Below are 11,122 nucleotides of genomic sequence, written 5' to 3' on the forward strand. Positions count from 1 at the left end.
TTCATCTTCCTCAATGGCATTGTTAAATAACTGCATCGCTTTAGGGCAGCTCTTTTCTACTCCTTGTCCATTTAGGTAGGAAATCCCCAAGTTGTACATTGCACTTGCGTCGCCTAAGTTTGCCGCTTGCTCAAACCAATAAGCTGATTTAGAGAAATCCTGAGCGATGCCTTTACCTTCATCGTAAGAAAAAGCGAGTTGATACATAGCGTCAGAATAGCCAGCTTCCGCAGAAGCTAAGTAGTAGTCGTTGCCTTTCTTAAGGTCGACCGGTGTCCCTTCACCATCAAAGTACATTACGGCTAATGAGTAGAGCACATAAGCATCTTTGCTTGGTTCAGCTTTGTGATACCAAGCAAGCGCTTTTTCGTATTGCTCATCGTAGTAATACTTATCTGCCAGGGTGATGATTGCTTTTTCTTCACCAGATTGCGCGAGTTTATTCATGTACTCATAGCCGCGATCTATGTTCTCTTCATACATTGAATCTTCGATTAAAAGATTAGCAGCTTGCATCAGCAATTTGTTATCACTAGATTTTTCTGCTGCCTTTAACAGTGCGAGCTCTTCGCCCTCAAAAGCTTCCATATCTAGATCGTATGCAAAAGTATTAGCTGATAGCAGCAGAGACAGTGACGTTAAAAAAGTACAACTTTGTTTAATCATTTAAGCCATTTCTTATATTAGTAAAGTTTCACATGAATATAACAAAACAACGTTGAAAATAAAGGAGTTTTCTGATTGTTGAAAGCTCCGATTACTATAATGAGACTTAGGGCATTCCACGAATTCTAGAGTAACAAAAACTACTCAATAAGCCCTTTATGGAAGGCGGAAAACTCTCGGCTATCTCTGTCTTCTTATACTCACTATTTTTCATTTATTTTCGTACTGCCGTAGTCTTTATCTAACGCACCATAAAGTACTCCCTATATTCATAATGATTGTGGGACATGGAAGGAATGAACAATGAACCGAATTTTCCCTTTGACACTAATTGCGAGCTTAATCATGAGTTCAAATACGCTAGCTACCGAGAACGCAGACACGATCTTAACCAACGCTAAAATTTACGGTCATGACAATGCCGATTCGATAGCCATTCACGATGGCAATATTGTGTTTGTCGGGAAAGCGACAGAAGCAAAAGCATATCGAAATAAGAACACTGAGCTTATCGACCTTGAGCAAGCGTACGTAATGCCTGGTTTTATTGATAACCATAACCATGTGTTTGAGGCTGCTTCAGAGGCGGGTAGTAATTGTGACCTCGATGTGGATGCGTCACTCGAAGAGCAAATCCAGTATTTAAAAGCATGCAGTAGAGACACTAAATCTGATAGCTGGTTGATGGGTTATGGTTTTTCGGTGGATGCCATCATGAATGAGGATAATCGCGAGACGCCGCTTGAAATCATCGACAGTATTTTCCCGAAAAGACCTGTGGTATTCATGGAGCAAACCTCGCACTCTATGTGGGTCAACTCTGCGGCGCTTAAGTTGGCCGGTATCACCAAAGACTCACCCGAACCGCAAGGCGGAAAGATTCTTAAAGATGAAAATACAGGGGAGTTGAACGGTATTTTGTTTGATAACGCCGGCGATCTTATTATGGAGATGGCATGGAACAGCTTAGAAAACAAATTCGATAAAAGTTACGAGGGTTTACTCGCTGGTCTTGAAGAGTCAGCTGCACATGGCATAACAACCATTGGTGATGGCCGTCTGTATTGGAAGCGTGGTTGGTATGACGTGTGGCAGCAAGCGGAGAAAGATGGCAATTTAACTGCCCGCGTTTCACTTAGACCATGGATCTACCCAACGGATGAAATGGAAGCTCAGTTAGCTTTTTTAAAGGAAGTACAATCGAGCGATCAGTCGCGTTTGCTGTTACTCGACCAAGTTAAAATGTACAGCGATGGCATTATTATTAATGGTACTGCGAAAACGTTAGCGCCTTATTTGGATACGTATATTCCGGATGAGCCTTTTGGTATTAATTACATTCCGCCAAATAAAATGAAATCTTGGTTGGATGCGTTGAACAAGATTGGCTATAGCGCTCATATTCATGCAATTGGTGATGGGGCTGTTCATGAATCATTAAATGCTATTGAGCATGTTCGAAACCAAGGTTCGGAGAAGCCTTACACGTTAACGCACGTAGAACTCGTGGACGTAGAAGATGTCCCTCGTTTTGCAGAGTTGGACGCGACRGCCGACTTCCAAGTAGGATCTGAGTATGTCGTACATCATGATCATGAATGGGCAGAACCTTTTCTAGGCGCTCAGCGGACTCATGCATTGATGAACCCAAGAGCTATTGTCGATACAGGTGCTAATGTTACGTTAAGCAGTGATTGGAATGTACATGACATTAATCCATTAGTGGGTATCGCGAATAGCATAAGAATGGGTGACACAGGCCTGCCAGATGTGCAATCTGCGATTGATTCTTACACGATCAATGCTGCAGAGAGTTTAGGTATCAGCGATGTTACAGGCTCGATAACCGTTGGGAAATCAGCCGACTTTGCTATTCTTGACAATGATATTACCCGTTTGTCTGCCGATGATATCGCAGACTCTGAAGTCTTAATGACAATGCTACAAGGTGATATTGTCTTCGACGTAGAAGAGTAAAACAGTGAGGTGTAGGGCAGTTTGCTCYGCATCGTTCTCTTTATGGGGGTGAGTGTGCAACAAAAGCGTTTTTATATTGAGGTGGTAGTAAGGCAACTAATTTTGTTGGTATTCATTGTGCCTATATTGTTTAGTTTCACTTTCGATAGTATGCGCCAGATGGAAGAAGGTAATCAGTCTGCAATACTAGCAGTGATAGGGCTTTTGATGGCGGCAGGTATTATCGGTATATTTGAGGCGACTTATCAGAAAACACGTCTTGCTTCTCGGTTACAGCGTACGCTCGCTCACTTAACTAAACTGCTTCTGTTTACTGGCATCTCTGAACTTATTATCTTGGCTGTCGCGGCTATTGGTGTTACGTCCACAATATGGGACGACCCGTTACTTTGGGCAATTCTTCCAATTTATGCTTCTTTGTATGTTTACGATTGGTGGGATGCACTTATTGCTGCTGACTCTTCTTGTACATCCTCTTCAAGCTCTAGCCCTTCATCTGAACCCAAATGTAACGTTAAGGCTGAGCTTGAGCCGACAGAGTTATCAGATATACAAACGCAATCTGAAACACAAACTCAGAATGAAGTTGGGGCTAAGCCTAAACCTTTGTCTGTATCTAATCCAGAACCAGAACCAATAGCTATATCTCACCCCAAGCCCAAGCTATAAACTACAGTTTATCTGAGAGTTGGTGCTTGGTTTTAAAGGTCTCTATTATTTGGTTACCATGTTGAGACTGCGTTAATCCATTGCGCCAACACAGTTCGATTCTTCGGTCGATATCCGCAAGTTCAAAATCACAGTCTAGGGCAATCAATTGGCCATTTTTAATGTCAGTATTAACATATTCTATGGGCAAAAATGCGAAGCCTTTATTCTGCTTTAGCATTGCAGTAACTAACTGAATATCTGAGAAAAAACCATAGCAAGGGCTATATCCATCGCTGTTTTCGTCTCGATGTGGCGGGTTGCTTTTACTATTCGCGTCTCCCCAAATTAACTCACGATATTGGCTTAAGTCACTGTTGGTCACAACGGGTAATTTAGTCAGGGGATGTTCAGGGCTACAAGCTAGCACTTCTTTGTAATGGCCTAAGCGACAGTAGTCAAACTGCTGGTGGTGAAGGACATCGGATTCATGAACAATAATGATATCCACATTGCCCTCGCTCAAATCCTGGATCAGCTGAAATCTATCTTCGCGATAGACTTCTACACATAAGTGGGGAAAATCCAGAGTTAAAGTGAGAGGCTGGCTGAAGGCGAGGTCGGGAATATAGTTTTCAACTCCTATAGCCAATACGGTAGGTTCATCTTGTGCAATTGTCTCGGCACTTTGAACCAGTTTATCAAGTTGGCTCAAAGTATGTGAGAGATAGGGCAGTAAACGCTCACCCTCTTTACTTAATGATGTTTTATTGCCAGTACGGTCAAAAAAGTTAACGCCGAGGTCGATTTCCAGATCCGAAATCCATTGACTAACCTGAGGTTGTTTTTTTCCTAGTTTACGGGCAGCAGCAGATATTGAACCTTCTTCAGCTGCCAGTAAAAGTGCTTGTAAGTGTAGTGTATTCATAAGGCTAGATTCAGTCCGATACGCTTAAGTTTTGGTTCAATTTTGAACACAAAAGTTAAAGCCACTATACGTACCTATCTTAAGTTAGTCACGTCAGATGGCTGTATCTAAACTTATACTAGAAGCTCGCCATTAGTGTAAATTCGTGAGTTCCTTTAGCACGCTGACGACTAAGTTATGGTCGTCTTCTTGTGGCAACCCCGAGACGGTGACTACGCCAACTAAGCCACAATTTTTAATGCGGATAGGGAATGCTCCACCATGTGCGCAGTATTGGGTGGCATCGATGTGTTGTTGGTTTTCAAATTCCCTTTGCTTCAATGCATTGTATTGACCAAGGTAGTATGAACTGTGACCGAAGCGCATTACAGATCGACGCTTCCGCTTTGCCCAATCTTGATTGTCAGAACTCGTCCCAGACATAGCATAGCTAAATAGCACGCGTTCAAATGCATAAACCTCAATTGTCACGGAAGCTGAACGTTTTTCAGCCTCTCGTTTCAGCGAAGCACCTAATTCCCATGCAATATCATTATTAAACTGACCAAATTGCAACTCATGTTCTTGCGCTAAAAGTGGTGATAAGACGTCATTACTCATTCTAAATTACTTCTGAACTACTAATGTTTTACGCTGACGACTACTTTCCATCGCTAATTCGATGAGTTTAATATTCCACAACGCTTCTTCCGCTGTCACTGGCGTAGCAGTATTTGCGTTAATCGCTTGTGCAATCCTCTGGAAGTATTGTTGGTAGCAACCTGACTCAGTTTTAATGGTTTCAACTTCGTCCGTACTATAGAAATGACCATATTGCGATGATAATTCATCTGCCCACTTTGGATTAATTGGTAGGGTGCCAGCGATCAAGCGTTCTTCTTGTGGATCTAATCCGTACTTTTCGTAGCTGCCACAGGTCCCTTTTAACGTAAAGCGTTTGTTCGGACCTGCGCTGAACAAGTCACCATGTAAAGTCGCTGAGTGATTTGGGTAATGCAGAATTACGTTGAAGTAATCAACGTTTGTAGAGCCTTCGCGCATCATTTCACATTGAGCGGTAACCGCATCAGGAACGCCAAATAATGCGAGTGCTTGATCAATAAGGTGAGACCCTAAATCAAATAAAATTCCGCCGCCATTGGTTGTTTGTTCACGCCAACGTTGTCGAACTTCTGGTCGGAAACGATCAAAATGAGACTCAAAATGTTTTAACTCCCCGAAGCGTCCTTCTTCAATCATCTTTTTAACCGTCAGGAAATCACCGTCCCAACGTCGATTGTGATACACACTTAGTACCAAGTTCTTTTGTTCGGCCAACGCGATGAGAGCTTCTCCGTCCGCTATGTTGGTCACAAATGGTTTTTCTATGATTACATGCTTACCATTTTCGAGCGCTTGTTTAGCTAGATCAAAATGCACGTCGTTTGGAGCCGTGATGATGACAAGCTCAGCATCGGACTCGACTAATAAGTCTGATGCTGATTCATAGTGCTTAACATTCGGCCAATCATSACTTACAGCGTCACCATTGCGCGTACTCACTGCGACAAATTCAAATTCAGGTGAGGTACTGATGAAGGGGATATGGAAGGTTTTCGCTGAAAATCCATAGCCAATAACGGCTGTTTTGATTGAAGAAAAGGCCATAGTACTCGCTCTCAGTTGTTGGATAAAAGTTAGTGCTTATCATTTGATCTAGCAAGAAGCTCTGTAATTACAAGATTCACTCACTAAACGCTTACAAAGTCGTACGCGATCTCGGTTTGTGTATGGTATTTTGCACTATCACTTACGTGATTGCAATTTATTTATGAGGTTAAGACTTTATAGTGCAGTTTTATAAGCTTTACTTGGTCAGTGGTAAGTTAAGGTACGCGAAGTGAAGTGTTTGAATGCAGATGTTAAGTTATACTACTGGTTCAATTTCGAAGGGGAGGCCGCTATGACTCAAGATGAGCGATTGATAGCGTTAGAAAACCATATAAAAAAGTATGGAAAAATTACGATAGATGAGATTTGTCATACTTATGGGATCTCTTATGACTCAGCTCGAAGAGACGTCGTAAAGTTATCCTCTTACCCTGGAATTTTACGCATTCGTGGAGGGCTGATTCTAGATGAAAAAAAGGTCAGTCTATCGTTTGAGCAGAAGCCTAAGCAGAGCCCTATAAAGCAAAAGCTTGCAGAGTTTGGAGCATCCCTTGTAAAAGAGCATGACATCATTTTTGTCGATGCAGGTACGACAGGTGCTTCGCTAGCTTATTACCTTAACGTTTCGTCTAGCGTTATTACCAACTCTTTAGAGTGTTTAAATGAGATCAGTAGTAAGCCCAACATCAGAAAATGTGTCCTTGGTGGAACATTTGACGATTTTTCGCACGCAATTTTGGGCGATATGACGATAGAGCAAATCAAGAAGTTTCAAGCAAATAAGGCGTTTATCGGTGTGAGCGCTTTATCTGAATCGGGGATTACTACTGATCTAGAAACCGATGCAAACTTAAAGCGAGCGATGGCCCAACAAGCCACACAGGTGATCTGTATTGTGGAAGCATCGGAGTTCAACACTCAATTGATGTACCAATCATGTTCTTGGTCTGATATCGACTTTATCGTCACAAATCATAACCCACCAGAAAATATCGTGAAGCAAATGGAATTGCATGGCGTTGAATTAATCGTCGTAAGTGGGACATCAAAGTAGATACTCACACGAATTAGCTCACTGAAAAACAAAAAAGCCCAGCGATAATGCTGGGCTTTTAATTGTTTGATTGGATCAACTAAGCGAATAGATTACCGATTCTTCATCTGATTTCACGATGTGTACATGGCGAAACTTTAGGGCTATTTTCTTTTATCTAGCTCGATAAGTTTTTCATTCCATGCTGCGTTACCGTCTCGTTTGGTTACGTCATATTCTGCACAGAATTGCGATATGGTCATGTTGTTGTCACCCGTCGCCAATTTCAACGCCAACTGAACTTGCTGAAGTTTACTTTGAAGGCGCAGGATTTGACCTGCATTTGGGCTTTTCTCTTTCGCGAACTTCATGGCGGCATGTTTACGTTCTGCTGCGCCAGCTCTACGGTCGGCTTCTCCTAGTAGAAACTTCAGTTGAGCGATGCTTTTTCCCTTTTTGAAAGCAGGGTCGAGTAGCTCGACACAATCATCAAATGACGGTTCTACAATGTACGGGTCTATTTTGTGAACTTGTTGGCGCATCCACTCTAGCGCGAGTTTTTCATCTGACATCATGAAATCTATACGAGTAAAAGGTCTCTTATGGTATCGCTCTAACATAAACCCCTGCAATAAAAAATTGAGAGGGGTTATGACTTTTCGCTGGGGTGTGCTGAAAATTTAGAAGATTACTGTGTCAGCCGTTATAGAAAGCAATGACTTAGTGCCTATGTGTCGAGACATATACGTCAACGGAATAACAAAAAATAAAAAGCCCAGCAATAGTGCCGGGCTTTTTGTTGTGCGATCCGTATTACTTAGTAATAAAGATTTGTTCTGTTTCTAGCGAAGTCATGGCACGAACTTGGCGCCAAACGTAGTAAAAAATACCTAACATCATCAGAAGGCTAGGGATAGCAATTGCAGGGTAGCTATAAAGCGTGAGCTTACCTAGCTCCTCATTAAACGCAGCCGTACCAGCAGGGCTGGTAACAATCCAAGTTGCAAGGAAGTAGTTCATCGCAGAAGAAAACGCGAACGTGCTTGCAAATAGGTAGTTGGAGGTCATTAGGCAACGCTCAAACTGCCCACTTTTACCGAACTGCTTAAGTCGGTCTTCAATAAGGGGCATGTTGAGTAATGCAGGGGTAAAGATAACCTTTTGGATGAATGGGTAACGAGTGAAAGTAGACCCAAGAACCGCTAGGCCAATTAGGCCAGGGATTAATGCTTCTTTTAATGCTAACCAACGGGTGTCGAGCTCGAAAAAGCCTATGCCGCCGGTTAATAGCACGCTGACAAAGCCTAGCGCTGCAATGAAGTTAAACTTTTTATTGCGAATTAGCTCCATACCACCGTAAGCGATAGGGAACGCTAGCGCGACAATCAGTGCTAAACCTGTTCCGAGATGCTCTTCTCCACTGAACTTCATTAAGATAAATGAAGGGAGAAAAACGTTAAAGATCACTTCAAATAAAGGGTTCGACTTTTTGTTTGCTGTACTACTCATAATTTCTAAATACATTATGTTATGGATTTATTCTCAGGGATTGTTCTTTACCTAGCCCAAGATGTAAAGCCTAAAGGGTTCATCCAGTGTAACGACATGTGACACCTACGACATTTACGATCGCCTAACCCATTAATTTTAGGGCACTAATCTGGATACATGGCGATTAAACAAACCAGAACTTATTTACTTCACTATTAGTAAGGTTAGGGGGGAGCCTAGTGTCCTTCAAATTAAGGGGCAGAACTCTGAACGTTAGAAACGTTGCTATTAATGGAATTAAGTGGCTACGCCCTACGTTTTTTGAACGCATGCCAGCCAGTACTAAGAAGTGTTTTGAATACCACGCCCAGAGAGCTTAAATTTGGGTCAGAATTTTTGCCATCAGCAATACGCCTCATTTGATGTTCGTACCAAACTAGCCCAACCATCCCTATTTTATCTAACGCAGGTTTACCTGTAGTCGGTACGGTTAGCGGCATTCCATGATTCGGGTCTTCAATCAGTTTATTGGGGAAGTCTGGGTCTACGGCCATCGTTCGCGCAATGCCGATAAAGTCAGTCGCCGATGTTTGCAGTGCTTCATTCATTGCTTGCGCCGTTCGAAAGCCGCCTGTGACGACTAAAGGCGTGCTAACTAGTTTCCTAACTTTAACCATGTAATCCATAAAATAGGCTTCACGCTTTAACGTGCTCGATTTTATAAATTCATTTTTATCTTTAGAGCCCATCATTGAAGGGCTTTCATAAGTACCGCCGGATATTTCAATTAAGTCGATACCGTTGTCACTCAGAGCTTGCACTACCTGCATTGACTCTTCTTCCGTAAATCCACCTTTCATGAAGTCGGCGCTATTAAGCTTAATTCCAACAGGGAAATCGGCGCCCACTTCTTTACGAATAGATCGGTAGACTTCAAGTACAAATCTAAGGCGGTTTTCTAATGAGCCACCCCATTTGTCATCACGCTGGTTGTGTCTTGCTGATAAGAATTGACTCACAAGGTAACCATGAGCGCCATGAATTTGAACGCCGGTAAAACCTGCTTCTTTTGCCAATTTTGCACTTAGGGTGAATTTATTGATTATCTCTTGGATCTCAGTGTCAGTCAGTGCTCGTGGAGTGTTAAAGACTTTTTGTAGGCCACGTTCCAACGATATTGCGGAAGGGGCTACTGGTTCAGAACATAAGAATTTAGGGATCTGCTTCCCTGGATGGTTAAGTTGCATCCATATCTGCGAGCCATTTTGTTTTCCAGCATTCGCCCAGTCACGAAACAGGCCTAGGTCACTTTGCTTATCTAAAACAACGTTATTGGGTTCACCAAGTGCATTCCTATCTACCATCACGTTGCCAGTCATGGATAAGCCAATGCCCCCATTAGCCCAGCGCTGATATAGGGTGGTTAAACCGCTTTTAGGGTTGTGTTGTTTATCGCCAAGTTGCTCGCTCATTGCTGATTTGAACAGGCGGTTTTTTATCTCTTGGCCGTTGGGAAGAGAAAAGGGAGCACTGAGGTTTATCGGGTTCATGCGTAATTTATGGCTATGTTCTTTTTATGATAGCTCTAGTATGTCTTACTTCGCCATTCGTTCCGAGTCATTTGCTTTTATGTTTATCATTTGAGCGCTCGAAACTTGATTAGTGCCTTTTTCGTACGTCGTGTTCAATGGTATAGTTGCCACGTTAAAGCCAAAGTGTGAGCAATATGAACCAACAAAGTGAAACGACGGCCAACAATGAAGCGATTACAGTCTTAACACAGCTTCATGGTAGTCAGATATTTAAAGATGTAGCAGCTGCGAAACAAGAAATCGCTCGTATTAAAGAAGAGTTCAATGTTGAACTGCCTCCGGTATATGACGAGTACCTTGCAGCGGTAAGCGCGTTTAGAGAAGACCGCTTGCCTGAGTCATCCGATCGCTTTGAAAGTTGTTTGTCTCTTCTTGATGATAAACAGCATGTACTTTCGGCCTATTGCTGTGTTTATTTGGGCACCATTTATTCTATCGGGCGTGAGTACCACCATGCTTTGCGCTACTTTGCACAGGCTGAAAATACACGTCGAGAACATGATCATAAACTGGCGCAGTTTCTTCATGTTAATCGCTCTGCCATCTATATAATGTTGGATGACTATGAAAAGGCGTTGGAAGTTAGCGAGAAAGCCGTAGAGCATGGTAAGCATTTAGAAGCTCCTGCAACCTATGGTTTGGCGTTGTGTAATTTAGCGGTGGCACAGGCGAAGTTGTCTTTGCTTGATGAGGCGTTATTAAACATCGAAGAAGCGGTGGAGTATTCCGACACCCATAAATTTGCGCGGGCATTTGGTTATGCCCAGTGCTATCACGCGTATATAACGGGCTTAACGGGCGATCTCAAAAAGGCCTCAATACTTTACAAAAAAGCCTTTGAAGAAATTAAAAAGCTTGATGACACTTTCTTACGTATTGAGTTCTATCAATATTATTCAGCTTTCCTATATCAATGCGGTCAATATTCGTTTGCGATACAGTTTTGCAGTGGAGCGCTTAGCGGCAACGTATTAGACAGCAATACTAAAGCTCAAGCTGCTATCTATACTGTCCTCGCTGATTGCCACCGCGAATTAGGGCAGTTAGACGAAGAAGTTAAGTACTTACGTACGCTGAATACATTGAATCGGGGAGAGCTTAAGCGTAGTGAACAAAATGAGGTTCACTATATTGACT

The 11,122-nt window shown here is 42.5% G+C and carries 11 protein-coding genes; 4 read left to right on the forward strand and 7 right to left on the reverse strand.

What is annotated here, in order from left to right; translation table 11 throughout:
- The coding region (locus tag L4C33_RS15160; protein ID WP_428813256.1) for a tetratricopeptide repeat protein at positions 1 to 666 on the reverse strand (666 nt) is incomplete at its 3' end.
- A 303-nt stretch (positions 667 to 969) separates the two neighbouring features.
- Between L4C33_RS15160 and L4C33_RS15165 the strand changes: the two genes are divergently transcribed.
- On the forward strand, positions 970 to 2,643 hold the full coding sequence (locus L4C33_RS15165; protein ID WP_428813257.1) for an amidohydrolase: 1,674 nt from the start codon (positions 970 to 972) through the stop codon (positions 2,641 to 2,643).
- A 117-nt stretch (positions 2,644 to 2,760) separates the two neighbouring features.
- Positions 2,761 to 3,312 (forward strand): hypothetical protein, encoded by a 552-nt coding sequence (locus tag L4C33_RS15170; protein WP_428813258.1) that lies wholly within the window; start codon positions 2,761 to 2,763, stop codon positions 3,310 to 3,312.
- Between the two features lies 1 nt (position 3,313).
- Here L4C33_RS15170 and L4C33_RS15175 read toward each other — a convergent pair whose 3' ends face one another.
- The 3 genes from L4C33_RS15175 to L4C33_RS15185 all read right to left on the reverse strand — a co-directional run bounded on the left by L4C33_RS15175 (position 3,314) and on the right by L4C33_RS15185 (position 5,866).
- Complete coding sequence (locus L4C33_RS15175; protein ID WP_428813259.1) at positions 3,314 to 4,219, reverse strand: LysR family transcriptional regulator; 906 nt, start codon at positions 4,217 to 4,219, stop codon at positions 3,314 to 3,316.
- Between the two features lie 132 nt (positions 4,220 to 4,351).
- Entirely contained in the window at positions 4,352 to 4,819 is a 468-nt protein-coding gene (locus L4C33_RS15180; protein WP_428813260.1) for a heme-degrading domain-containing protein, read from the reverse strand.
- A 6-nt stretch (positions 4,820 to 4,825) separates the two neighbouring features.
- Entirely contained in the window at positions 4,826 to 5,866 is a 1,041-nt protein-coding gene (locus L4C33_RS15185) for an oxidoreductase (protein WP_428813261.1), read from the reverse strand.
- A 295-nt stretch (positions 5,867 to 6,161) separates the two neighbouring features.
- On the opposite strand from L4C33_RS15185, the gene L4C33_RS15190 reads away from it, so the two are divergent.
- Positions 6,162 to 6,923 (forward strand): DeoR/GlpR family DNA-binding transcription regulator, encoded by a 762-nt coding sequence (locus L4C33_RS15190; protein ID WP_428813262.1) that lies wholly within the window; start codon positions 6,162 to 6,164, stop codon positions 6,921 to 6,923.
- 143 nt (positions 6,924 to 7,066) lie between these two features.
- Here L4C33_RS15190 and L4C33_RS15195 read toward each other — a convergent pair whose 3' ends face one another.
- The 3 genes from L4C33_RS15195 to L4C33_RS15205 form a co-directional block, all read right to left on the reverse strand.
- Positions 7,067 to 7,474 carry a hypothetical protein gene (locus L4C33_RS15195; RefSeq protein ID WP_428813266.1) on the reverse strand — a complete coding sequence of 136 codons (408 nt, stop codon included), beginning with the start codon at positions 7,472 to 7,474 and terminating at the stop codon, positions 7,067 to 7,069.
- A gap of 241 nt (positions 7,475 to 7,715) precedes the next feature.
- Positions 7,716 to 8,411 carry a VC0807 family protein gene (locus L4C33_RS15200; protein WP_428813263.1) on the reverse strand — a complete coding sequence of 232 codons (696 nt, stop codon included), beginning with the start codon at positions 8,409 to 8,411 and terminating at the stop codon, positions 7,716 to 7,718.
- A gap of 287 nt (positions 8,412 to 8,698) precedes the next feature.
- Positions 8,699 to 9,943 carry an NADH:flavin oxidoreductase/NADH oxidase family protein gene (locus tag L4C33_RS15205; RefSeq protein WP_428813264.1) on the reverse strand — a complete coding sequence of 415 codons (1,245 nt, stop codon included), beginning with the start codon at positions 9,941 to 9,943 and terminating at the stop codon, positions 8,699 to 8,701.
- Positions 9,944 to 10,119: 176 nt separating this feature from the next.
- Between L4C33_RS15205 and L4C33_RS15210 the strand changes: the two genes are divergently transcribed.
- On the forward strand, positions 10,120 to 11,122 hold a 1,003-nt coding region (locus L4C33_RS15210), incomplete at its 3' end, for a tetratricopeptide repeat protein (RefSeq protein WP_428813265.1).

Source organism: Vibrio makurazakiensis, assembly GCF_050337375.1.
Classification (GTDB): Bacteria; Pseudomonadota; Gammaproteobacteria; order Enterobacterales; family Vibrionaceae; genus Vibrio; species Vibrio makurazakiensis.

Excerpts from the sequence above, each read along its gene's own strand:
- L4C33_RS15200 (WP_428813263.1), bottom strand. The coding sequence starts at position 8,411 with ATGAGTAGTACAGCAAACAAAAAGTCGAACCCTTTATTTGAAGTGATC.
- L4C33_RS15175 (WP_428813259.1), bottom strand. The coding sequence starts at position 4,219 with ATGAATACACTACACTTACAAGCACTTTTACTGGCAGCTGAAGAAGGT.
- L4C33_RS15190 (WP_428813262.1), top strand. The coding sequence starts at position 6,162 with ATGACTCAAGATGAGCGATTGATAGCGTTAGAAAACCATATAAAAAAG.
- L4C33_RS15205 (WP_428813264.1), bottom strand. The coding sequence starts at position 9,943 with ATGAACCCGATAAACCTCAGTGCTCCCTTTTCTCTTCCCAACGGCCAA.
- L4C33_RS15180 (WP_428813260.1), bottom strand. The coding sequence starts at position 4,819 with ATGAGTAATGACGTCTTATCACCACTTTTAGCGCAAGAACATGAGTTG.
- L4C33_RS15195 (WP_428813266.1), bottom strand. The coding sequence starts at position 7,474 with ATGTCAGATGAAAAACTCGCGCTAGAGTGGATGCGCCAACAAGTTCAC.